The organism is Streptomyces sp. NPDC024632, assembly GCF_055559175.1.
Window position 1 is genome coordinate 747,221 of record NZ_JBVHLD010000001.1, and the last position, 23,838, is coordinate 771,058.

Here is a 23,838-nt window from a genome sequence, read left to right on the forward strand (position 1 = left end):
TCCGCCTGACGGGTCCTACGACCTCCACGCCGAGTCTCCTGGAGCGTCCACGGGCGCCGCGGCCTGCGCGCGGCGAACTCGGTCCAACGTCTCCTCGCCGTGCGGCACACCAGTCGCACTGAGGATCTCCGCGAACTTGACGCCGATGAAGGCTCGATGAGTTCCCGTCAGTTCCCGGAGCATCGAAGCCAAGGAGTGCTCCCAACTGTCCGAGGCATCGAGCAACCCCTGGTGATCCACAGTCCATTGCAGGACGTCCTTGGCTTGGTCCGGGTGGTAAAGCAGCCACAGAGCCGCCAGGCCGTGGGGACCCCCGCCCACAACGTCGCGATAGAACCGGTACGCCTCGTGCTGGTCCGCCCCCCACAGCGACGGCAGCGCGGGCGGGGCCGGTGGCGGCGACAGGGCCGGGCGCCCCGGCCGGAAGCGGAAGGAGACGCCCAGTGGATCCAGGCGGTAGGGCTTACCGGGATCATGGCGCCCCGAGCTGAAGGGGGAAGGGCTCGCGTCGGACAGGCCGGGCCAGACGCCACTGAGCGAGGCGCTTTCGACGATTCGCCGGACCATCTCGTCCTCGGTGAGGGCGAGTCGGGCGACCACGGCGGGATCGCTCACCCACCATGCCAGGCCCTGGGGATACGTTCGGCCGGACTCGCCGCCCGAATCCCGACCGCGAGTCCGCGGTTCCACCTGGCACTCGCGTACTCGCAGCGACACCCATCGCGCGTCGCTCGCAGGCGCTCGCCAGGCGCTCATCAGGCCGAGCCGAGGGTGCCAGCCCACCGGCGCGCGGTCCTTCGGGTAGGCGACGAGGTCCTCCCCGTTCGGGTCCAACAGCACGAGTGCGCGGGCCTGGACGGCGCGACTCCACCGGAGTGCGATCAGGCACGACAGCGCTGAGGAGGTGGGCATTTCGACCAGCGGCTCGTAGACCTGCGACTCGTTCATGTGCGACTCCATTCGGCAGGACTGACGGCAGAGTGGGCGTGGTACCAAGTGAGGAGAAAGGCGACAACACCCGGCCGCCCGGTGGATTCGGCGGCGAGAGTTTCGAGCAAGGCGGCCAGCGCGACGCGGTGGCGACTGTCGGGCGATTCACCGACGGCCGTCAGCGCCGCTGACATCACTGTGTCCGTGCCCGGACTCTCCAACGCCGCCATCACCAGGGGAACCAATGCCTCCGGCTGCTCCACGACCAGTTCGGAGAGCCGCAGCTTGAGAGCGCCGGTGCGCTGACCACCGTCGACGGCGCTGCGGCCGAGTTGTTCCATTACGTACACGGCGTAGGCATGGTGGCCGGTGCCGACCTGCGCGGTGGACCATTCGGCCAGTCGACGCAGTACCGGATCCCGGTTTGCCGACTCCGTCAGCAGGGCCCTCAGCGCGAAGGACACGGCCGCGTAGAGTCTCCTGACGGTCTCCTGCTCGACGGGGCCGTCGAGCACCTTGTGCAGCAGTTGCAGGGCGGTACCCGGGCGACCCAGGCCAAAGCTGCCCGCGCAGGTCTCCGCCACTGTGCAGCGGAGATTGACATCGACGACCCGACTCCAGTCCCGCACCTGTGACGTCACCCTGCCGACCATCTGTTCGTTCTGCGCCGCCTCGCCGAGGGCGTATGCCGCCAGCCGGCGGTGCCAGCGCAGGCCCGACTTCGCGAACGCCTGGAGCGGCTGGAGCGGCCTGGTACCGGTGGCATGGCAGAGAACCCGCCCGATCGACCGCCCGGCGGTCAGGTCGTATCCGGGCTGGTACTCCCGGCTGAGAAGGACCGCGCAAAGGTGGGTTTCCATGCCCGCCCGATCCCACCAGAGTTGCCGCAGCACCTGGTCCGCACGGTGCCTGGCCGGGAAGTCGACAGCTTGGGACCAGTAGTTGGAACTGTCGCCGGGGACCAGTCGGCGTGGCAGGAGTCGCGCCTCCACACACGCCAGCCGACTTTCGAAGCTTGGTCCCAGCACGTTCGGCGGCCGGGCGCCGTGGACATCGGGCACAAGCACATCGCGGACACGCGTACGGTCGCCGTCGAGGTCGACGGCTCGGTCATGCGTGGTGTCCCACCTACCGAGGCGCTCGCGCAGCGCCGCCGCGTACGTCTGTACCGACTGGCGGTCCTCCCCGTGCAGAAGGGCGACCGCCGCGAGCAGTGCCAGTTCGTCCGGCTTACCGGCCACCTGGTCCAGAGATTGGCACACCTCGTCCGCGCCGCCCTGACTCAGGTTGGTGACAGCCTCCTCCACTGATTGGGCGCCGGCCGCCACGGCTCGCAGTTCCTCGGCGACATCCACCCCGGACTGCGGAAGTTGGTCCGCGTCGAGGTATCCGGCGAACACCGGGTCATCGAGGTACGGCCAGGCGGAGGAGAAGTGATCCGGCGACAACTCACCCGATTCCACGGCGGACTTCAGGTGTCCTGCGGCGACGTCGTACGCCCGCGGACGCACATGGACCACCAGCCGATTTCGCGCTTTCACCGACTGGGCGAGATCGTCGTCCACCACGATTACCAAAGCGGCCCCGGCGTGGACCAGATGACCGGCCATCGCGCTCAGCACGACATCGTTGAGCGCGTCGACGGTCTGCGGTGTGGCGCCCGCGAGGATGTAGCCACGCGGTGCGGACGGACGCCAGCGGGCCAGGTCCTGTCCGGCATCGAGGCCGGTGATGCCGTCGGCGCCGAACCGCTCACGGAGCAGGGCGAACGCCGCGGTGGCCGCACCAGCGCCGCGGGTGCCCCGCAACAGGAGAACGCGGTCCTCCAGCACCGCACGGCATCGGGGATACGACGGGGGCTCGACAAAACCGCGCAGCCGGTCCTCGATCTCCGCTGCGGAGTATGCGCCTTCGCGTAGCCGTGGGGTGAGGATGTTCTCGGCTGCTTCTTCGCCGTCGCGGAAGATGAGAAGATTCAGGTCTCGTCCCACATTGCCCATGTGAGCTGCGGCACCGGCGCCCACCTGCTGCCGATTGCCCTGGTACGAAGCCGACCCGGCGGGCTGGGGCGCCGGGTCGGAGCCGTCCTCGGCCCGAGGGTGCGGTATGTCCCACTCGCCGCGCACTTCGTGCGCGTCTGCGGTTTCCGCGGTCACCGGTCGTCCTCGGCACCGCCGCCGACGTGCTTGGAGCCGGAGACGTTGTCGCCGCTGCCCCAGTGCTGGTTGGCTGCGCGATGGGTTGTGGACCGACCCGTGAAGTTGAAGTCCCCGCCCACACCCCCCATGAGCGCGGCGCTGCCGTCTCCCACTTCCTGGCTGTTGCGGTGATACGTGGCCGCCGGTGGCACACCCGGCGTTGCCGAAGCGGCCGGGGCACCCACCGCTGCGTCAGCGCTGTCGGCAGAGGGGGCCTCTTTGAGCTCCTCCCTCGCCGGAACTCCCGCACTGAGCAGGTTCCCGGATGGCGAAGGGACATAGAGCCAAGCCCGCTGGGCGAAGTTCTTGCCGTCCACTGTCGCGGGCACCTCCGTGCAGCGGTCCGGGTGCAACTGTGTGTATCCCCCGATTACGGCATCCTCATAGACACGGTTGGAGAGGATCGCGACAACGTGCGTGGTCTGCTCGCTGGCATTGGCGAGCATCGCCTTGACCTGCCGGGAGTCCAGCAACCTGTGTGTGTCGTTGCGAGGGGTGCCGTTGCCGTCGCCCGGGGCGTCCGCGTCCGGCACCGGACCGACGTGCACGCTGGCCCGCAGCCTGATCCGCGGCCCCACCTCGGAGCTGTTGTACTGACCGAGAATCTCGTCGAGTACGGGCAGGAACGGCCAGAGAACATAGGGCAGATGTGTCGGGTCGAAGCCGAAGACGATGCCGTCGCCCGTACTCGCCGGGAATCGCTTCGCGTCCCTCAAGTCCTTGAGCTCCGCCTTTTCCAGTGCGCGATCGACGAGTTCGGGAATCAGCTCACTCACCGGGGCGTGCAGAACGGACGGAAGTCCGGTGAAGTCCTTCGCGTCGACCGCGAGGAGGGCGCGGTAGGGAGGCAACGGTCGGCTCTGCGACCAGGGGGCGGGAACGGTCACGCTCACAGGTGTGCTCCTGACGTCGGACGGATGCTCTGGACGGTGCAACTGCCGGTTGGCGGCCGACTCCCAGCATTCGCGTACGTCTTGAGCCGTTCTGCACAGCGCAGGGCACTCCGCGAGTGACCGCGGTCACAGCGGACACGTCCCCTTCAAGGGCTGAGCGGAGAGCGGGCCGACGGGACGTCAGGCCGTATCGGCCCACGTCCGTAACCCGTCCAGGTCCTTGATCACGATCGACCGTCGCGCCGTCTCCACTGCGCCGGCGTCACGTAAGGTGCGCAGCGCCACGCCCACGGCGTTCCTGGTCACTCCGATGGACTGGGCGAGTTCTTCCTGCGTGAGGCCGGTCAACCGGACCGGCAAGTCCGGCTGTGCCGTGGCCGGTACTGATATCGGTCGACCGTGGCCCGAGCCCGCCAGTTCGACCAGTCGCACCAACGTGCGCGCGAGGCGGGTCACCAGGGGAAGGGTGAGCAACTCGGCGCGCAGCAGATCCGATTCACGCAGCCGGTGCATGGCTTGGCGCATCAGGTCGATCACCAGCCCATGCCGCTCGACGTAGGCACGGAAGCGCTCGGCCTCCAGGACCACCGCCGTGCACGGGCTGAGCGCGATCACATCGGCGATCCGCGTCCTGCCGTCAAAGACCGACACCTCGCCCAGCAGGTCACCCGGTCCGCGGAAGGCGAGCAGTGTCGTGACCCCCTGATGGTCCCGGCTCACAACCTTCGCGATTCCGGTGGTGAGAGCCAAAAGATGTGTCCCGGGATCGCCCTGCCGCAGCATCACGCTGCGCGGGCGAAACCGCCGTGTCGTCCCTTGGCTCATGACGTCGCGCCACGGCTCCGCTGGCAGCACGGGGACCTTCCCTCGAACCGACGAACCTGTACATGCGATCACGGACCGGGGCCGTGGCGTCACAGAAGGTTCTACTCCCGGAACGCGACAGATGTAAGCGGGCGTCGAACGGTTCCCCGCGTGGGGGAGGTCAGGCGTCGGCGAGGAGGGGGTCGTAGGGGGTGGAGCGGTGGCGGGCGGACATGAAGGTGAGGAAGTCGGTGATGAAGGCGGAGCGGGTGTAGGTGGAGGCGGTGGCCGGGACGGTGCGGGTGAAGGCGGTGCGGAAGAGGGCGCGGTATTCGGTGGCGTCGATGGTCTGGTTGCCGTCCTTGTCGGTGACGTCGAAGAGGACTTCGGCGACGCGGATGAGGGCGGGGCCCGCGAGGGTGGGGGCGGCGGCGGTGTATTCGGCTCTGCTGACGCGGCCGTCGCCGTCGGTGTCGAGGGCGGACTGGAGCTCGCGCCACCAGTCGGCGTAGGCGTTGTAGAGCTTGGTCTCCTGGGGCTCGTCGAGGTCGAGGCGGGAGGACAACTCACGGGCCATGGCGGCGAGATCGGGCCAGTCGAGGAAGCCGTCGCCGGTCTGGTCGAGGACTTCGCTGAAGAACTCGTCGGCGCTGCGCCGCGATCCGCCCGTGGCGGAGGCGCCGGTGGCGGTGGGGCCGTCGTCGGCGGACTCGCGCTGGGCGGGGAAGGGCGTGACGAGGCGGATGAAGGCGCCCGCCTGCTTCATACGGTCGCGCACGGCGGTGACCGTGGCGTAGGCGGGGTCGTCGCTGTCGGAGGTGAGGGCCATCAGGTTGGTGAGGGTCTCGGTCCTGATCCAGCCCTCGGGGAGGAAGCGGGCCAGGCCGGCGGCCATGTAGGCGCCCTGCATCAGCGTCTGGGCGCCGGGGATCTCGGCCAGACCGGCGCGGCGGCGGAAGGGCTCGGGGAGGGACGCGACGGTGATCTGCCCGATCACGGGCCCGGCGAGCGCGCGGCCCGCCGCCCAGACGGTGGGCAGGCCGTCCAGCAGGGGCGGCGCGGGGAGGTGGTCGAAGAGCTTGTAGAGGATGATGCGCAGCGCCTCGGTGTTCTCCAGCTTCTCCTCGACCATGCGGTCGAAGTACTGCCAGAACTCCGGAAGTGTGGCGGGCAGTTGACCCGCCGGATCCCCCAAGGCACCGAGGAACGCCTGGAATTCGGCGTAGAGCTGCTCCATCGTCGTCTGGTCGAGCGGCTGCCCGCTCAACCGGCACATCGTGACCGAACTCTCGAAGAGCGTCGCGACCACCCACGCGCGGACCTCGGGGTCCATCGCGTCGTACGGACGGTGCCGGGCGTCCGCGCCGTTGAGCCGCGCGTGCAGGCGGTTGAGGCGCGCCGCCTCCCGCTGCCGTACCGCGTCGTCCGCGCCGAACATCCGCTGGAGGCTGACGAGGGTGTTGCGCAGCCGCCGCCACGGGTGCGCGACGAAGGTGGAGTTGTCGGCCAGGGCCGCGCCGATCTGCGGGTGCGCCGCCTCCAGGACCGTCGCCCTGATCACCGCCAGGCCCCAGCGGGGGTCGTTGAAGAAGCGGTGGAACTGGGAGTCGGGGCCGAAGAGGGATTCGATCCGCGGGGCGGGCGCCGCCGGAGGTGGCCCTGCGGGCGGTTTGACCGGGTCCGGTGCTACGGGGTCCGGTGCTACGGCGGCGGGCGCTACGGGGTCGGGTCCTACGGCGTCCGGTGCTACGGCGTCCGGCTTCGACGCTCTCGGCTTCACCGGCTTCACCTGCTTCACCGGTTGCACCGGCTTCGGCTTCACGGCCCTCGGTTTGACGGCCCGCGGTTCGACGACGTCCGGCTTCGCGGCCCGCGTCTTCACCGCTTTCCGCTTCGCCGCGTCCGGCTTCACAGTGCCGACCGCCTCGGCCGCCCCGACCGCCTCAGTCACGCCGGTCGCCCCGGCCGCCCGCGAACGCACGCGCTTGGAAGGCCGGTTGATGCTGCTGCTACTGCCTGTCTCCGTCACGTGCGGGACTCTCCGTTCGCGTGCGGCGGCACGCCGCCGAAGCGGCGCTTGCGTTGCTGGTACGTGTGCAGGCACTCCAGGAAGTGCGGCGCGCGGAAGTCGGGCCAGAGCACCGAGGGGAAGGTCCATTCCGCGTAAGCGACTTGCCAGAGCATGAAGTTGGAGATGCGCTGTTCACCGGAGGTCCGGATCACGAGGTCGACGTCGGGCGTGTCGGGGAAGGGCAGGTGGGCGGCGAAGTGGCTCTCGTCCACGACGTCGGCGGACACCCCGCTGCGGATCAGGGAGCGGGCCGCCTCGACGATGTCGCCGCGTCCGCCGTGGTCGAACGCGACGGTCAGGGTCATGCGGCGGTTCGTGCGGGTGAGTGTCATCAGGTCGGCGAAGTCGCGGGCCAGCGGGGCCGGGATTCTCGGGTCGGCGACGCCGAGGAAGCGGCAGCGGATGCCGCGCGCGTGCAGCAGTGCCGCGTGTTTGCGTACGACGCGGCGCACCAGGCGCATCAGGTAGTCGACCTCGTTGCTCGGGCGGCTCCAGTTCTCGGTGGAGAACGCGTACAGGCTCAGCCACTCCACCCCGGCTCCGCGCGCCGCCTCGATGACGTCGATCACCGTCGTCTCCGCCGCGCGGTGGCCCGCCGTCCGCGGCAGCGAACGGCTCTCCGCCCAGCGGCCGTTCCCGTCCATCACACACGCGACGTGCCGCGGGGCCGGGGTCAGTGACGTGGCCCGTCGCGGCTGTCTGCCCACGCGGACTCCGGTGTCCCATACGACCGAAGTGCCGCTGTCTCGCTCCACCGTCACAGGTGCCCCCGGCCGTCACCGTCACCGCAATTGGATCAACACCTCACAGAGTCCTGGCACTTGGCCTCCGGCACATCCCGATCCGCGCATATTCACCCATGGCACGCCAGTCCGATTCCCCGCCTCCGCGACACGCGGGCGGAGGCACACCGGGGCGCGCGGAAACAGCGCCGCCTGACTCCCTGACCCCCTGCTCCCTGCTCCCTGCTCCCTGCTCCCTGACCAGGACATACGTGGCACGTAAAGGCGAGGCCGCGCCAAGAGGCCGCACCACGTGGCCGTGGAAGGACGGGCCCGCGCCGAAACCGGGACGCGCGTCAAGACGGCGACCCGCCAGGGGTCTACGCGCTGCCCACCGCGTCCGGCTCTCCGGCAGGAGATTTGGCGGCGCGCATCGGAACGCCGCGGAAGGCCTGGACGAGGACGAAGAGGGCGCCGGCCGTGACGCACTGGTCGGCGAGGTTGAAGATGCCGCCGTTGCCGACCTGGATGAAGTCGAGGACGGCGCCGCGGCCGAAGGCGGGGGTGCGGAAGAGCCGGTCGGCGAGGTTGCCGCCCGCGCCCGCGAAGAGGAAGCCGAGGCCGAGGGCCCAGCCGGTGGAGCGGACGGCGGGGGCGACGCGGGCGATGAAGACGAGGACGCAGAGGGCGAGGAAGGTGAAGACGAGGGTGGCGCGGGGTGCGAAGGAACCGGCCGCGCCGGAGTTGCGGATGGCGGTGAAGGTCACAGCGCCGCCGAACGCGTGGCTGGCCTCGTGCCCCTCGACCACGACCGCCGCGACGGCCTTCGTGGTCTGGTCCACCACGAGCCCGACGGCCGCGGTCGCCCACAGCAGGTACGTACGCCGCACCGCACACCTCCCGATCCCAGCCCCGTCCCCCATCGAGCGTACGTGGCCGCCCGCCGAAACCCGGGCCCGCGCCCGCGCCGACCTGCCGCCCGTACGCCTCCGGGACCGGTCCGGCCCCGCGCCCGCGCCGACCTGCCGCCCGTACGCCTCCGGGACCGGTCCGGCCCCGCGCCGACCTGCCGCCCGCACGCCCCCGGGACCGGTCCGGCCCCGCGCCCGCGCCGACCTGCCGCCCGTACGCCCCCGGGACCGGTCCGGCCCCGCCCCGCCCCGCCCGTGCCACCCTGGCCCGGCGGACAAGCGGCGACGAAACCCCTACGCCTCCGCCGGCGCCGGCATCTCCCCCACCGTCCGCGCGGTGTCGATGACCGAGAAGTTCGCGCCCTGCGGATCGGTGACGGCGGCGAACCGGCCGTAGGGGCTGTCCATCGGGCCGAAGCGGAGGGTGGCGCCGAGGTCGACGGCCTTCTGTACGGCGGCGTCGCAGTCGCCGACCGCGAAGTAGACGTTCACATACGCCGGTACCTCCGGCGGGAATTCGTCACCCATGGTCATGCGGCCGAGCACCGGATTCGGGCTGCCGCCGACCTTGAAGACCTTGAAGTCCACCCCGGCGTCGGTCATTTGCTGCGCGGAGTATGTGAACGCCTTCGTCAGGAAGGCGTCCGTGACGTCGGGCTCGCGCGTGAAGAACTCGGCCCAGCAGAAGGCGCCCGGCTCGCCCACCTTCGCGAAGCCCTTGTGCTGATCCGGCTGCCAGAGCCCGAAGGCCGCGCCGGTCGGCTCCTTGGCCAGCGCCATCGTGCCGAGCCGGCCCACCTGCATGGGCTCCATGAGCAGTTCGCCGCCCGCCGCCTTCACCTTCTCCGCGGTCGCCGCCGCGTCCGGGGTGGCGAAGTACAGGTTCCAGGCCGACTTCCCCTCTTCTCCCGGCATCGGCGGGACCACGCCCGCGACGGCCTCCCCGTCCGAGAACGCCTGCGCGTAATCGCCGAATTCGCTCGCGCTCTCCCCGAACGTCCAGCCCAGCACGTCGGCGTAGAAACGCTTGGCCCCTTCCAGGTCCACGAACATGGCGTCCACCCAGCACGGTGCGCCTTCCGGGAAATCAGTCATGACCCGCGACTCCGTCCCCACGAATGTGACGTACGTCACTTACGTACGTCTCCACGCTAGTCAGTCCTCGCGCTCCCCGCACGGCGAGGCAACGGTGACGGGCGACGGAGAGCGGAAACGTACGAAGTGGCCATGGTCACCACCGATCCGGGAATGCGCGCCCGGCGGCCGGAGGCTGAGGAAGTACGGAGGCCGCACCTCCCGTGAGACCCCTTCGGACAAGGAAGTTGACCCCATGTACAAGAAGATCCTCGCCGCCGTCGACGGTTCGGCCCACGGCAGTGCCGTCCTCGACGCGGTGTCGGCGCTCGCCAAGCTGACCGGCGGGACGGTGCAGGTCATCCACATCCGGCCGTCGCAGGTGATCTCCGGAGGGATCACCAGCACAGTGGTGCCGGTGGAGGAGAGCGCCGAGAGCCGCAAGGTCGTGGACGACGCGCTCGCGCGGCTGCGCGCGGACGGCATCACCGCCGACGGCGAGGTGGACGAGGGCCTGACCGAGGACCTGGCCGCGATACTCGTCGAGCGCGCCGAAGCCCTCGGCAGCGACCTCATCGCCGTCGGCCCCGGCCACTACAGCGGCATCTCCGCGCTTCTGCACCCGAGCGTCAGCCGCGCCGTCGCGAAGTCGTCTCCCGTGTCGGTCCTGCTGGTCCACAGCGAGGCCGGGGCCACCGCCTGACCTGCCCCTTCCCCTTCCCCTTCCCCTTTCCGGATCGCCCCACTGCCCGCCACCCCCGGTTCCGCACCCGGCCGGGGACGGCGGGCAGCGTCGTACCGGGAGCCTTACGCGGAGCCGCGCCCGAAGCCGTACGCAGACGGGGGCGGCGCCACCGAGGACAAGCAGCAGCACCGGAGGACAGGCGGCGGCACCGGAGGACAGGCGGCGCCACCGGAGGACAACAAGCGGCGGCACCGGAAGACAAGCGAAGGCACCGGCAGAAACGGTCAAGCGGGGCAATTCACCGACCGCCGGACACGGAGAGTACGGCCGCGTAACCTGACCGTCAGCCGGGCACCTGGACGCTGGTGCCCTCTCCGTACATCGCATTCGGCGGTGTCCGGAGAGAGGAGCAGTGCAGTGGCGCGTCACCGCAGGCCGAAGAGGCTGCGGACTACCGATCGATTACGCATGGGCTGGTGGCTCGTCCAGATTGCCGTCTGGATCCATCAGCACGTCAACGACCGGTAATCCGGCTGGGCGGGGGCCGTCTTCGTGGGATGCGGCGGCGGCCTCCGCGTACTCATCTCATGATGTGCCGCCCCGGCCCCGCGGGCCGCGAGTCGCACGACTTTGGCATATGCCAATCCACGCGTCGAGCGTTCCTTCACGTGCGCGCCCCGGCCTCATTCGGCCGCGGCGTGCGCCCCCCGGCCTCATTCGGCCGCGCCTTCAGGAGCGGCGGTACGGACCGCGCCCGCGTGGCGCTTGCGCTCCAGGACGACGAGCGGGCAGTTCAGCGCATCGGCAATCTTGATGAGATTGGCGGGGGTGGCACTGCGCCAGCCCGACTCGATCTCACCCATGAGCTGCTCCGAAATGCCGACCTGGTCGGCGAGCGCCCGCTTGGTCAGCCCGGACTTCTCCCGCGCCCAGGTGACGGCCTCGGGCTCCTGATGGAGCCTGCTCGGCCGGGTGCGGTGCGACATGGGCAAAAACTAGCGCGTAGTAGCGCGTAGCACAAGTATTTATCGGGAACTACGCACACCTGCGCACGTTGCCGCCGCGCATATGCGCAGGCCAGACCGGCCGATACCCGCCCCTCTTCGCCGTATCACTGGACGCATAATGCGTAGTTGTGCGAAGCTCGCCGCATGACTGAGCGCCCGGACGCGCCGCCCGAGGGGGAGCTGATCAAGGTCGCGCTCGCGGCGTCCGGCCTTTCCCAGCGGGAGGCCTCGCGGCGAGCCGGCATGAGCGACACGCGGTGGCGGCAGATCGTCAGCGGTTACCAGTCGGTCGACGGGACACCGGTCCCCGTCCGCGGCCGTGACGAGACGCTGGCCCGGATGGCGCATGTCGTCGGCGTACGCCCGGAGCAGTTCGAGGACGTCGGCCGCCCCGACGCCGCCGAGGAGCTGCGCGACCTCACGGCCCGCAAGCGCGACATCGACGCCGCCTCGGCCATCCCCTCCGGCGCGTACGACCGCCTGGAGGAGCGCTGGCACCTGGTGGAAGCCGTGCTCCGCACCGCGCGCGAGGGGCTGAGCCCGTCCGAGGACAGCAGCCTCGTCGGCCGGGTGCACGGGCTGCTGGCGCAGGACCCGGACGGTTTCACACCCAAGACCCCTGGCTAGCAGCCGACTTCACCCGTCGGCGCTCAGGCCGCGCCGGAGGACGGCGCGCTCGCCCGTACCAACTCCCGTGCCAGAGCGACGCTTTCCGCGAGCGTGTCGAGCGGCAGCGGCTGGGTGGCGAGCGCGCCCTCGTGCAGCAGGAGGAGCCGGGTGGCCAGGGCGGCGGGGGACGCGCAGGCCGCCGCGGTGGCGAGGCGCTCGAAGAGGCCGAGCAGCCAGAGCTTCTGGTCCGCGGCGACGCGGTGCGCGGGGTGCGCGGGGTCGGGGAGTTCGGCCAGGGCGTTGATGAACGCGCACCCGCGGGTGTTGGTCGCGCTCCAGGTCCGCAGCGCCTCGAAGGGCGCGGTGACGGCCTCGACGGGGTCGTCGCAGGCGTCGACGGCGGCGCGGACGAGGGCCCGCCAGCGCCGGTCGCGCTCGCCGAGGTAGACCGCCACGAGCTGGTCCTTCGAGCCGAACTGGTTGTACAGCGTCCGCTTGGTCACGCCCGAGTGCTCGGCGATCAGGTCCACGCCCACCGCCGTGATCCCGCGCCCGTAGAACAGCTCCTCGGCAGCCGCCGCGATACGGCGGCCCGCGGCGGTCATGGGCCGTACGTCGCCCGCTTCCGTCTCCTGGACCTCCGGCATCGGGCCCCCCTTCACTGATCGGTGTACCGTGGGTCAATGTTCACAGATCAGTGTACTCAGGAGGACGGTGGAGCGATGAGCATGCCCGGGACCATGCGTGCGGTACGGATCGCCGGTCACGGCGGGCCGGAGGTGCTGGAGGCGGTGGAGGTGGCCGTGCCCGCCCCGGGGGCGGGCGAGGTGCTGGTCGAGGTCGCCGCCGTCGCGCTCAACAACACCGACCTGTGGACGCGCGAGGGCGCGTACGGGAGCCCGCAGGACGCGACGGCGCTGTCCGGCTGGCGCGGGCCGATCGACTTTCCGCGGATCCAGGGGGCCGACGTGGCCGGGCGGGTCGTGGCGGTCGGGCCACGGGAGGACGTCTCCGCCGACGGGGGCGCTGGCTTCGAAGGGGGCACTGCCCTCGACGGGGGCGCTGTGGTTGACGGGGATACGGCGCGGGCGGTCGCCGGGGATACGGCCCGGGCGGTCGCCGGGAAGGCCGCCGGGGCGGCGGCCCGGGGCACGGCCGCGGAGCCTAATCCGTACGCGGGCCTCCTCGGCCGCCGCGTTGTCATCGACCCGGCCGTCTACGACTCCGACCGCCAGGACGCGAATCCCATCGGCCTCATGGGCAGCGAACGCGACGGCGGCTACGCCGAGTACGTGACCGCGCCGGTCGGCCGCGTGCACGACATGACCGAATCCCCGCTCACGGACGACCAGTTGGCGTCGCTGCCGACCGCGTACGGCACGGCGCTCGGCATGATCGAGCGCGGCGGGCTGCGGGACGGCGAGACCGCCCTGGTCTCCGGCGCGTCCGGCGGCGTCGGCCTCGCCCTGACCCAACTCGCCCGCGCGCGCGGCGCGAAGGTGCTCGCCGTCAGCAGCGGTTCCAAGGCCGACGCGGTCCGCGCGGCGGGCGCGCACGTCGTCATCGACCGCGCGCGGGATGTCGCCGGGCAGATCCGCGCCGCCGCCCCGGACGGCATCGACATCGGACTCGACGTCGTCGCCGGGGAGTTGGTGAGCGCGTGCCTGCCGCTGCTGCGCGAGGGCGGCCGGTGGGTGGTCGCGGGGGCGCTCGGCGGGTACGGCGTCACCTTGGACGTACGCCGTCTGTATCTGCACAACGCGCGGGTGATCGGCTCCTCGATGCACACGCCCGCGCACTTCGGGCTCCTCATGGACCTGGCGCGCGAGGGCGCTGTCCGGCCGGTCGTCGCCGCGACGTTCCCGCTCGCGCGGGCCGCGCGGGCGCAGGAGGAACTGGCCCGCAGGGGGCACGTGGGGAAGATCGTGCTGCACCCGTAGGGCCGCCCGCGGCGCCGGGCGGCGGCCTCCCCCGCACGCGCGCCCCGCCGTGGTGGAATTGGGTGCGTTCGAGCGAGGCGGGCGCGCGGGCACGCGGACGGAGCCGGGATGGGGAGAGTCGTGGGGCGGCGGGCAGTGCTGGGGAGCGGGGATGTGCGGCGCGTGGCGCTCGGGCTGCCCGGGACCGTCGAGAAGGAGTTGTGGGGACATCCCACGTTCCATGTCGGCCGCCGGATGTATGTGACGGTGCCCGACGACGGGACGTCGTTCGCGGTGCGCTGTCCGCGGCACGAGCGCGCGGAGCTGATCGCCTCGGAGCCGGAGAAGTTCTGGGTGCCCGCGCACGAGGCCCACTCGTCGTGGGTACGGGCGCGGCTGGCGGCGCTCGAGGACGAGGGCGAGCTGTACGACATCCTGCTCGACTCGTGGCAGCAGGCGGCGCCGCAAGAGCTGGTCGAGACGTTCCCGGCGAACGGCCGTCGCCCCGAACGGAATTGATTCACCCGGCGGGCGGGGGCTGCCCATCAATGCGCGCTGCCGTGGAATCAATCTCGCGGGCGTCGCATACGGGGTCCGCGGGGATCGTCGCGGAAGGGCAGCACCGCCGATGGACGAAGCACGTCCGCACGCATGGGAGTTGGGGCAGGTCTGGCTGACGGTGGTGCGCCCGCCGGGACCGCTGACCGTACGGCCGGGGCCGGGGCCGGGGCCGGGGCGGGGATCGGGGCCGGGGCTTGGGCTTGGGCAGGGGCCTGGACGTGGACCGGGGCATGGGTCTGGGCCTGGGCCGGGGGTCGACCACTGGCGGCTGGCGCTGGTGTCGGAGGGGCCGCTGACGCTGCGCCGGGCGGACGGGGTGGACCGGGGGGACCTGAGCGCTGCCGGGAACGGTGCCGGGAACGTCGGCCGGACCGGTGGCGGAGACCTCGGCGGGGACGCGGAACGGGACCGGGCCGGTACGCGGCTGGAGGCCGGCGAGCTGGGGCTGTGGGAGCCCTCACGGCCGTTGCTCGTCAGGGCGGTCGAGTCCGCCGCGCCGCTAGGGCGGGCGATCGTGCTGCACCTGCCGCGCGAGGCGGTGCCGGTGCCCGCCAGGTCGCTGAGGCACCTGGTCGCGCGCCCGCTCTCCTCCGACACCGGACCCGCCGCGCTGCTGGCGCACTACGTCGAAGGGCTCGCCGACCAGGCGGCCGGTTCGGTGCTCGCCCCGCAAGGCGCGCGCCTCGGCTCGGCGGCGCTGAGCCTGGCCACGGCCTTCCTGGCCCAGCTCGCGGAACCGGCGGCCGTACCCGCGTCCCGCACCCTCGAACTCCGCTGCGCCATAGGCGAGTACATCGACCGCCACCTCGCCGCGCCCTGGCTGTCGCCCGCCGCCATCGCCTCCGCGCACCACATCTCGGTGCGCTACCTGCACCACCTCTTCCGCCAGGACGGCGGCCGTACCGTCGGCGGACACGTCCGCGCCGAACGGCTCGACCGCTGCCGGGCCGATCTGGCCGACCCTCGGATGGCGCACCGCAGCGTCAGCCGGATCTGCGCGCGGTGGGGCTTCCCGGACGCGGCGGTCTTCGGCCGTGCCTTCAAGAAGGAGTACGGCGTCGCGCCCGGCGCCTACCGCAGGCGGCTGTTGAGCGCGTGAGCGTCCACACCGCCCCCGCGCACGCCCGCCGAGCGGGCGACCGTACGCCCGAACTCCCCGCCCCCACACGACCGGTCGGCCGAGGCGCGACCCCTGCCCCCATCGCGGCTCACTGCGGTCGTCCTCCCCGATCGCCGTCGCCACTGACGACCCGCACCGCGCGCCGCGCTCTCGGCCCACCGGCCCCGGGCACCCTCCCCCGTGCGCCGGGCCACCGAGTCTGCCGGGGGCCGAGCCGCCCGTCATCGGCCCTGTGCGCAAGGGAGCTGACCGAGAGCGCAATGCCGGGCCCGCGCGGCGCGGCCCTCAGCGGGCGGTGGTGCGGCAGACCGGGCGGGCCTCAGCGGGCGGTGGTGCGGCAGACCGGGCGGGCCTCAGCGGGCCGTGGTGGTGCCGCAGACCGGGCGGGCCGGTTCGTCGGGGAGATACGTGCCGCGCTCCTGCCGGGTGAGGTCGCGGCCGACCGCGCGGCAGACGGCGGTGACGGCAGCCGCGGGGTGCGGCAGGTCAACGGCCCAGAGCCGCACGGTCTGTTGCGGGTCGAGGACGAGGAGCGTGTGCGCGTCGGGGCCGAAGGCGAGGTCGGTTGCGGAGCGGGGCGCCGCCGTGAGGGTGGCCCGCACGTGTCCGGTGGCCACGTCCAGGAGGTGCACGGGGCCGTCCCAGTCGCCCGCCGCGACGGTCCGGCGGTCGGGGGTGAAGGCCACCGACGTCACGGGCGCGGTACGGCCGGTGGCCAGCGCGCGGGTGCGGCCGGTCGTCAGGTCGGCGAGCAGGACGTGGCCGTCCCAGGTGCCGACGGCGGCCGTGCGCCCGTCCGAGCTGAGCGCGACGCCCGAGTCCACCATGGGCATGCTGCCCGAACTGCCGTGCACAGGAGCGCCGTTGAGGATGGACCGGGTCTCTCCCGTGCCCAGGTCGACGAGCGCGACCGCGCCGTCCACGGTCTGCGCGGCCACGATCCGGCCGTCCGGGCCGAAGACGGGTCCCGTGCCGGGTGCGATCCACACCCGGAAGGTCGTACGGAAGCGGTGCGCGCGCACATCCCACGGCCGCAACCGGCCGTCGTAGTCGGCGATGACGAGCGTACGGCCGTCGGGGCTGAACGCCAGGCCGCCCGCGTTCCCGGCCGCCGCAAGGGTGGCGGTGACCTGCCCCGACACGGTGTCCCACAGCCGCACCGAGCCGTCGCCGTCCCAACTGGCCACCGCGCGCCCGTCCTTGGTGACGGCGACCGCGACCGGCGGCGGTCCCGGGGACGGACCGGCCAGGACGCGCACATGTCCGGTGGCCGTGTCGCGCAGCCGGAGTCCGCCGTCCGTTCCGGCCAGTACGACGCCACCGCCGCCGAAGGCCGCCGCCGCGACGCCGGGCAGGACGGCGGGGCCGTTCGTCACGTCCCACAGCCGTACGGTGCGGTCCGCGCCCGCCGTCGCGAGGGTGCGGCCGTCCGGGCTGAAGGCGAGCGCGCGGACGGTGCCCGTGTGACCGGACAGCACCGCACGGGCCCTGCCCGTGGCCACATCCCAGATCCGTACCGTCCGGTCGTCGCCGCCGGTCGCGAGGGTGCGGCCGTCCGGGCTGAACGCCAGCGCGCCGACCTGGCCCGCGTGCCCGGACAGCACCGCGCGTACGCGGCCGGTCGCCGCGTCCCGGATCCGCACCTTGCCGTCGGCGAAGTCCCCCGTGGCCACGCTGCGGCCGTCCGGGCCGCACGCGAGATCGAGGAAGTCCCCTCCGTCGTCCGGGACTTCGTGGGCCTGCGACCTGGCGGCGAAGTCGGCCAGCGGGCGGCCGGTCCGGGTGTCCCACTCGCGGATCCGCCCGGCGTCGGACATCGCCACGACGCGCCCGCCCGCGCAGAACGCCATCGGTCCCGGGATCTTCTCGCGGCTGGTGACGATCCGCCGGTCGCGGCCGGTCGCCACGTCCCACAGCCTGATCGCGCCGCCGCGGTCCGCGGTGACGGCGGTGCGGGCGTCGGGGCCGAGTTCCCAGTCCAGCGGCGGCTCAGGGCCGAGGGCCACGGTCCTGGCCCCCCGGCCGCCCTCGGCGGACACCGGACGCAGGTCCAACTCCCCCTTCCAGCCGGTGATCGCGAGGGTACGGCCGTCCGCGCCGTACGCCAGCGCGGTCGCGCCCGCGCTCGGGTGGCCGACCGTCGAGCGGACCCGGCCGCCCGCCGCGTCCCACTGGATCACCGTGCCCGCGCTGTCGCCGGTCGCGAGGGTGCGGCCGTCCGGGCTGAACGCCAGTGACTCCACGTCGTGTTCGCGGTCCGGCGGGCGCAGGACGGCTTTGAGGGGCAGCGCGGCGGCGGCTTCGAGGCTGACCACCGCCTCGGTGGTGGGGCTCTCGCGATACGCCTGGACGGCCAGCAGCGAGGCGAGTTCGGGGTCGGAGCCGACGAGCGCGTCCGAGGTGGTGGCGAGCTGCCGCGACAGCGCGACCTGCCGGGCGGCGTCGGCGGCCCTGCGCTGCCGCTCGTTGCTGCGGCTCTGCGTCCACGCCGTCGCCCCGGCCGCCACGGCCAGGACGAGGAGTACGGACAGGGTCGCCGTCAACGCGCGGAGTCTGCGGGTGGTTCGGGCGGCGGCCTGCTCCTCGCGGCGGCGGGCGGCGGTGCTGGCGTCGAGGAACGCCCTTTCGGTGGGCGTCAGTTCGTCGGGTCCGCCGGCCGCCTCCGCCGCCGGGAACGCCTCCTCGGCCGGGAACGCCTCCTCGGCCGCCGCGAGCCGCGAGCCCCGGTACAACGCGCCCGGCTCGCGGTCGAGTTCGTGCCACATCACCGCCGCGTCGGTGAGCCGACGGTGCACGCGCAGCCGGGTCCGCTCGGCGTCGATCCAGGACCGCAGGCGTGGCCACGCCTGGATGAGGGCTTCATGGGCGAGGTCGACGGTCCCGTCGTCCACGGTGATCAGCCGGGCCCCGGCCAGCTCGTCCAGGACGACGGCGGTGTCGTCCGCGCCCAGGGCGAGTTCGGCGCGGGCCACCGGTCTGCGGGTGTCGGGGGTGCCGTCGCCCGGCATGACCAGGCGGAGCAGCACGCGGCGCGCGAGGGCCGCCTGCTCGGCGGTGAGCCGGTGGTAAAGGTCCTCCGCCGTACGGGAGATGGCGCCATGCAGACCACCGGCCTCGTCGTACGCCCGCTCGGTCAGCGCCCGGCCGGCGCGCCGCCGCCACGTCTCCAGCAGCGCGTGCGACATCAACGGCAGCCCACCCGGCTCCCCCACGACCTCCGCGACCACCCGCGCGGACAGCGCCCTCTCCACGATCAGCCCCGCGGCCTGCGCCGGCCGCACCACCGCCTCCCGCAGCTCGTCCCGGTCCATCGGCCCCGCCAGCAGCGTCGCGTCCTGCAACGCCCCGATCAGCCGCGGATGCTCCGCACACCGCCCCAGAAAGTCCGCCCGCACCGCGATCACCACCCGCGTCCGCCCCGCCGGATGCGCCGCGGCCAACAGCCGCTCGATGAACCCCTCCCGCTCCGCCGCGTCGGCACACAGCGTGAACAGCTCCTCGAACTGATCCACAATCAGCCACGTATCCCCCCCGCCACCCTCCGCACCGGACCCCGCACCAACCCCCCGACCGCCCACCGGCCCAAGGCCCGGACCAGCCCCCCGACCGCCGGTCGCGCCGATCGCCGTACCAGCCGTGGAGCCAGCCGCGCCAGCGCCCTCCGGGCCGGACTCGGAGCCGGTCACGTGCCCAGCCGCCGTACCGCCGGACGAGCCGGACCCCGCGTCAGCCGCGTACCCAGCCGCCGGACGAGCGGTGCCCGTCGCACGACCGCCCGCCAAGCCAGGCTCCGGGCCGGACGCGTGCCCAGCCGCCCGACCGTCGGTCGAATCCGTCGCCGCACTCGCGGCCGAGGCCGTCGCGGGACCAGACGCGTGCCCGTCCGCCGGACCGGCCTCCGGGCCTCGCTCCGGATCGGCCGTCGTACCCGTCGCACGACCGCCCGCCAAGCCGGACGCCGAACCGGATGCGTGCCCGGCAGGGCGACCGCCCTCCGGGCTGGGCTCGGAGCCGATCACGTGCCCAGTCGCCGGACCACCCGCCACGCCAGGCCCCGGACCAGCCGCCAGCCCAGCCGCCCGACCGTCGGTCGAATCCGTCGCCGCACTCGCGGCCGAGGCGGTCGCGGGACCACCCTCCGGGCCTCGCTCCGGATCGGCCGACGTGCCCGTCGCACGACCGCCCGCCAAGCCGGTCGCAGGACCGTCCGCGGTGCTGGCCGCAGGGTCGTACGTGGAGCTCGCCGCAGGCGTCAGGTGGGGGGCGTGGTCGCGGAGCGGATGGGCGCCGGGGGTGAGGATGCGGAGGGCGGCGGGGCGGGTGGCGGGGTCGGTGACTTGCTGGAGGCGGGGGATGAGGCCGGCGCGCAGGAGGGAGGACTTGCCGCTGCCGGAGGGGCCGAAGACGGCGGTGAAGCGGCGGCGGGCGGTGAGTTCCAGCAGGCGGTCGGTGAGGCGGTCGCGGCCGAAGAAGATGTCGGCGTCGCCCGCTTCGAACCGGGCCAGGCCGCGGTAGGGCGCCGGATCGTCGCCGTCCTCGGCGTCCCGCGGCCCCGCGGCCCGCGTGGCCGCCGCCCGCCAGCGCCGCTCCCAGTCGGCCGGATCGCCGCCGCACGCGCGGACGTACGCCAGGACCACCGGCAGCGTCGCCAACGTCTCGCCGGAGGCGGCCCGCGACAGCGTGCTCGCGCCGAAACCCGCGCCCCTGGCCATCGTCCGGTACGTCGGCTTGCCCGCCGCCTCCCGCAAGTCGCGCAACTCGCGCGCCAGTTGGCGTACCGGGTTGTCGCCCGGCGCCATCTCCTTCTCCGGACGTCCCGACACCGCGCACTCCCCTCGACGGACAGAGCTGCCACGCTACGCAGACCCGCGCCCCACGGGGACGGCCACGGCCCGGAATTGCACTGGGTGCACACCGCTGCCGCATACCTCCCTGGCCGGGCACCGTCCTCCTCCCGTACGGCGCGCGGACGGCTCCGTAAACGTTGCCGGAAGCCTTGACAGGGGCTGGGGCAAGGCCGACTCTCGCGTGGAGAGAGCGCTCTCACGCAACCCCCCACACAAGGAGCAGGCATGTCGATGAGAGACAAGCGCTTGCGGAAACGGCTGGGCGTCGGATTAGTCGCCGTCAGCGCGATGGCCGCGGTGGCGCTGGCCGGTTCGCCGCAGGCGTCGGCGTCCGCGTCGGCGTCGGCGTCGGCGTCCGCCGTAGGAAAGGGCACCGTCTCCCCACAGACGGCGACCCGGACCGCGGCGGCACAAACGGCCGCACAACCGGCGGCGCAACAGGCCGCGCGACAGGCCGCACAACCGGCCGCCGTACAGCCGAACGCCGTCCCCGCCGCCCCGAGCGGCTTCACCACCACCTGGAGCGACGACTTCAACGGCGCCGCCAACACCGGCTTGGACACCGGGACATGGCGCTACGACGCCGGTGAGGGCTGGACCTTCGGGACCGGCGAGATCGAGACGATGACGAACAGCACGGCCAACGTCTACCAGGACGGCAACGGCCATCTGGTGCTCAAGGCACTGCACTCGGGCACGGACCCGAACACCGGCTGGACGTCGGGACGGGTCGAGACCCAGGCGGACGGCTTCGGCGCGCAGCCCGGCGGCGTGGTCCGGATGCAGGCGTCGATCCAGCAGCCGAACGTGACCACGGCCAACGGCGCGGGCTACTGGCCCGCGTTCTGGATGCTGGGGTCGCCGCTGCGCGTGGGCGTGCCGTGGCCGGGTTCCGGCGAGGTCGACATCCTGGAGGACATCAACGGCCGCAGCTCGGTGTTCGGCACCCTGCACTGCGGGACGAATCCGGGCGGCGCGTGCAACGAGTCCAGCGGCGTCGGCAGCGGTGAACGGGCCTGCTCCGGCTGCCAGACGGGCTATCACACGTACGCGGTGGAGATCGACCGCTCGACGTCACCCGAGCAGATCCGCTGGTACCTGGACGGCGCGAACTACTTCACGCTCAGCTCCAACCAGGTGGACGCCACGGCGTGGGCCAACGCCGTCGACCACAGCTTCTACATCATCTTCGACCTGGCGATCGGCGGCGGCTTCCCCGCCGCCTTCGGTGGCGGCCCCAACGCGGCCACGGTCAGCGGCGGTTCGCTGAACGTCGACTACGTGGCGGTCTACAACAAGGCCGCGCCCGGCAGCACCGGCACCAACATCGCCAAGGGCAAGCCGACCACGGCCTCCTCGACCGAGAGCGCGCAGTTCCCCGCGTCGAACGCGACCGACGGCGATGTCACCACCCGCTGGTCGAGCGGCTTCAGCGACCCGCAGTGGGTCCAGGTCGACCTCGGCCAGTCCTACAACCTCACGCACGCGAGTCTGGTCTGGGAGGCGGCGGCCGCATCCGCCTACCAGCTACAGACGTCGGCCAACGGCACGACCTGGACGACGGTCTACTCCAACAACAACAGTCCGGCCGACATCCAGGACACCGCGCTGTCGGCCACGGCCCGCTATGTGCGGGTCTACGCGACCGCCAGAACATCCCAATACGGCGATTCGCTGTACGAGTTGGCGCTGTACGGCACACCGACGTCCGGCGGCGGCGACCCCGGCGGACCCGGCACGCCCACCCTGCTGTCGCAGGGGAAGGCGGCCACGGCCTCGTCCAGTGAGAACGGCAGTTTCACGGCGGCGAGCGCGGTGGACGGCGACCCCGGCACCCGCTGGTCCAGCACCTTCAGCGACCCGCAGTGGCTCCAGGTCGACCTCGGCGCCAGCCACACCATCAGCCAGGTCAAGCTCAACTGGGAGGCCGCGTACGCGACGGCGTACCGGATCCAGACCTCCGCGAACGGCACCACCTGGACGGACGTCTACTCCACGACCACCGGCACCGGCGGCAATCAGACCCTGAACGTCACCGGCACCGGGCGGTACGTGCGGATGTACGGGACGGCGCGCGCCACGCAGTACGGCTACTCGCTCTGGGAGTTCCAGGTGCTCGGCACCTGACCGTCAGGACCGCGTGAGCACGTGCGCACGTAAGCACGTAAACGTCCAGGGCCGCCCCCGGTGCACGCGCCGGGGGCGGCCCGCGTACGAACAGCCCTACGCGTCACGGCACTTGTGCCAGCCGCAATGTCCTCGCTCCCGCCTTGAAGGACTCCTGCGCCGCGGCGCTCGACATGAACGTCCAGTCGGAGCCGCCGCCTTCGGCGTGGGTGTACTGGAACCAGATGAAGCCGATGACGTCATGGCGGCTCGCCAGCCACGGGAAGAGGCTGGCGATCCAGGGGGCCTTGCGCCCGCCCGGCTGGGCGCCGGTCTCGGTGATGAGCAGCGGCTTCGCGGTGAACGCGCGCAGGGCGTTCACCGACGGGTCGAGGAGTTCGCCCGCCGAGCGCTCGGCGACCCCGTAGGCGTCGAGGCCGATCCAGTCGACGTAACCGTCGCCCGGATAAAGGGACTTCAGGCTGATGTCGTCCGCGCCGCGCAGCGTGTTCGGGGCCCAGACCCAGATCACATTGGTGGCGCCGGCCTGCTGGAAGATGTCGTGGACGTGCTTCCACGCGGCGACGTACTCACCGGGTCTGTTGCCGCCGTTGGGCTCGGCCCACGGGTACCAGTGGCCGTTCATCTCGTGGGCGAAGCGCAGCGCGATCGGGAAGCGGTTGGCTTTGACGGCCTCGGCGAAGGATCTGATGTACGGGTCGTGCGCACCGTCGATGATGGTGCGCAGCGCGTACGAGGGCTGCTCGGTGCCCTTCGCGGAGCCCGCCCACGGTTCCCAGGAGACGACGGGCACGGCGTGCTGGGCGTAGGCGGCGCGGACCGGGTCCGGGTCGAAGCCGCGGGTCCAATTGACGTAGTACTCCACCATGTTGGGCGTGACGCCGCCCGCGTCGCGGCCGACTCCGGCCAGGACGGCCGAATTCCAGGGCGCGTCGGGCTTGGCGACGCCGAAGTACGTGGTCCCGGCGGGCGGTCGGCGGATGGCGTCCTTGTCGGGCACGGCGGTCCGCGGCGGCCCCGGCGCGATGGTCGACACCCCGTCGCCGTCGCCCACGCCGCTGTCGGCCGCGCCGCTGTCGGCCGCCCGGTCGGCTCCCGCGCTGCGGTCGCCGCCCCCGTCCCCGCCGTCACCCCAGGCGAGCGCGGCGACCCCGATCAGCAGCGCGAGGACCGCGGCGGGCACGACGTACTTCGCCCGGCTCCAGACCTGGCCGTAGAAGGGGCTGGACAGCCGCCCCGGCCAGTTGACGAGCGGACCTCCGCGCGTCCACCGGTCGCGTCTTCCCCCGAGCATGCTCCCCCGCCTCCGTCACCCGTTCCCCCGACGATTCCCTGAACGCCCCGCGCACCCTGCCCCCGC

The 23,838-nt window shown here is 72.6% G+C and carries 18 protein-coding genes; 6 read left to right on the forward strand and 12 right to left on the reverse strand.

Annotated features, from left to right (window positions below; all coding sequences use genetic code 11):
* Positions 1-15: 15 nt before the first annotated feature.
* The 8 genes from ACZ37P_RS03265 to ACZ37P_RS03300 all read right to left on the reverse strand — a co-directional run bounded on the left by ACZ37P_RS03265 (position 16) and on the right by ACZ37P_RS03300 (position 9,624).
* Positions 16-948, reverse strand: coding sequence for a hypothetical protein (locus tag ACZ37P_RS03265; RefSeq protein WP_391042370.1), 933 nt, complete (start codon positions 946-948; stop codon positions 16-18).
* On the reverse strand, positions 945-3,086 hold the full coding sequence (locus ACZ37P_RS03270; RefSeq protein ID WP_467344565.1) for a hypothetical protein: 2,142 nt from the start codon (positions 3,084-3,086) through the stop codon (positions 945-947). The genes ACZ37P_RS03265 and ACZ37P_RS03270 overlap by 4 nt, the downstream gene beginning before the upstream one ends.
* On the reverse strand, positions 3,083-4,021 hold the full coding sequence (locus tag ACZ37P_RS03275; protein WP_401305188.1) for a hypothetical protein: 939 nt from the start codon (positions 4,019-4,021) through the stop codon (positions 3,083-3,085). Before ACZ37P_RS03275 ends, ACZ37P_RS03270 begins: the two co-directional genes overlap by 4 nt.
* A gap of 180 nt (positions 4,022-4,201) precedes the next feature.
* The gene (locus ACZ37P_RS03280) at positions 4,202-4,876 is read right to left on the reverse strand and encodes a Crp/Fnr family transcriptional regulator (RefSeq protein WP_391042365.1); all 675 of its coding nucleotides are present in this window, start codon (positions 4,874-4,876) and stop codon (positions 4,202-4,204) included.
* A 130-nt stretch (positions 4,877-5,006) separates the two neighbouring features.
* The gene (locus ACZ37P_RS03285; RefSeq protein ID WP_467344644.1) at positions 5,007-6,455 is read right to left on the reverse strand and encodes an oxygenase MpaB family protein; all 1,449 of its coding nucleotides are present in this window, start codon (positions 6,453-6,455) and stop codon (positions 5,007-5,009) included.
* A 395-nt stretch (positions 6,456-6,850) separates the two neighbouring features.
* Complete coding sequence (uppS, locus tag ACZ37P_RS03290; RefSeq protein ID WP_467344646.1) at positions 6,851-7,573, reverse strand: polyprenyl diphosphate synthase; 723 nt, start codon at positions 7,571-7,573, stop codon at positions 6,851-6,853.
* A gap of 425 nt (positions 7,574-7,998) precedes the next feature.
* On the reverse strand, positions 7,999-8,508 hold the full coding sequence (locus ACZ37P_RS03295; protein WP_355336475.1) for a signal peptidase II: 510 nt from the start codon (positions 8,506-8,508) through the stop codon (positions 7,999-8,001).
* 315 nt (positions 8,509-8,823) lie between these two features.
* Positions 8,824-9,624 (reverse strand): VOC family protein, encoded by an 801-nt coding sequence (locus ACZ37P_RS03300; protein ID WP_401305196.1) that lies wholly within the window; start codon positions 9,622-9,624, stop codon positions 8,824-8,826.
* A gap of 235 nt (positions 9,625-9,859) precedes the next feature.
* Between ACZ37P_RS03300 and ACZ37P_RS03305 the strand changes: the two genes are divergently transcribed.
* Complete coding sequence (locus tag ACZ37P_RS03305; protein WP_355336477.1) at positions 9,860-10,306, forward strand: universal stress protein; 447 nt, start codon at positions 9,860-9,862, stop codon at positions 10,304-10,306.
* A 695-nt stretch (positions 10,307-11,001) separates the two neighbouring features.
* Here the strand turns inward: ACZ37P_RS03305 and ACZ37P_RS03310 are convergent.
* The gene (locus tag ACZ37P_RS03310; RefSeq protein ID WP_355336478.1) at positions 11,002-11,274 is read right to left on the reverse strand and encodes a helix-turn-helix domain-containing protein; all 273 of its coding nucleotides are present in this window, start codon (positions 11,272-11,274) and stop codon (positions 11,002-11,004) included.
* Positions 11,275-11,439: 165 nt separating this feature from the next.
* Here ACZ37P_RS03310 and ACZ37P_RS03315 point away from each other — a divergent pair, with 165 nt between their 5' ends.
* A complete protein-coding gene (locus tag ACZ37P_RS03315) occupies positions 11,440-11,922 on the forward strand; it encodes a helix-turn-helix domain-containing protein (protein ID WP_402710360.1) in 483 nt (160 codons plus the stop codon).
* Positions 11,923-11,945: 23 nt separating this feature from the next.
* On the opposite strand, the gene ACZ37P_RS03320 is transcribed toward ACZ37P_RS03315, so the two are convergent.
* Positions 11,946-12,509 (reverse strand): TetR/AcrR family transcriptional regulator, encoded by a 564-nt coding sequence (locus tag ACZ37P_RS03320; RefSeq protein WP_355336749.1) that lies wholly within the window; start codon positions 12,507-12,509, stop codon positions 11,946-11,948.
* A 117-nt stretch (positions 12,510-12,626) separates the two neighbouring features.
* Between ACZ37P_RS03320 and ACZ37P_RS03325 the strand changes: the two genes are divergently transcribed.
* The 3 genes from ACZ37P_RS03325 to ACZ37P_RS03335 all read left to right on the forward strand — a co-directional run bounded on the left by ACZ37P_RS03325 (position 12,627) and on the right by ACZ37P_RS03335 (position 15,483).
* Positions 12,627-13,844 carry a zinc-binding dehydrogenase gene (locus tag ACZ37P_RS03325; protein WP_467344572.1) on the forward strand — a complete coding sequence of 406 codons (1,218 nt, stop codon included), beginning with the start codon at positions 12,627-12,629 and terminating at the stop codon, positions 13,842-13,844.
* Between the two features lie 108 nt (positions 13,845-13,952).
* A complete protein-coding gene (locus tag ACZ37P_RS03330) occupies positions 13,953-14,342 on the forward strand; it encodes an MmcQ/YjbR family DNA-binding protein (protein ID WP_355336481.1) in 390 nt (129 codons plus the stop codon).
* Positions 14,343-14,661: 319 nt separating this feature from the next.
* A complete protein-coding gene (locus tag ACZ37P_RS03335) occupies positions 14,662-15,483 on the forward strand; it encodes a helix-turn-helix domain-containing protein (RefSeq protein ID WP_467344574.1) in 822 nt (273 codons plus the stop codon).
* A gap of 374 nt (positions 15,484-15,857) precedes the next feature.
* Here the strand turns inward: ACZ37P_RS03335 and ACZ37P_RS03340 are convergent, their stop codons facing one another.
* Positions 15,858-20,327: an nSTAND1 domain-containing NTPase gene (locus ACZ37P_RS03340; RefSeq protein ID WP_467344576.1), complete on the reverse strand. Its 4,470-nt coding sequence runs from the start codon at positions 20,325-20,327 to the stop codon at positions 15,858-15,860.
* A gap of 249 nt (positions 20,328-20,576) precedes the next feature.
* On the opposite strand from ACZ37P_RS03340, the gene ACZ37P_RS03345 reads away from it, so the two are divergent.
* A complete protein-coding gene (locus ACZ37P_RS03345) occupies positions 20,577-22,478 on the forward strand; it encodes a discoidin domain-containing protein (protein WP_467344578.1) in 1,902 nt (633 codons plus the stop codon).
* A gap of 103 nt (positions 22,479-22,581) precedes the next feature.
* On the opposite strand, the gene ACZ37P_RS03350 is transcribed toward ACZ37P_RS03345, so the two are convergent.
* Positions 22,582-23,772: a glycoside hydrolase family 26 protein gene (locus ACZ37P_RS03350; RefSeq protein ID WP_467344580.1), complete on the reverse strand. Its 1,191-nt coding sequence runs from the start codon at positions 23,770-23,772 to the stop codon at positions 22,582-22,584.
* Between the last annotated feature and the right edge of the window lie 66 nt (positions 23,773-23,838).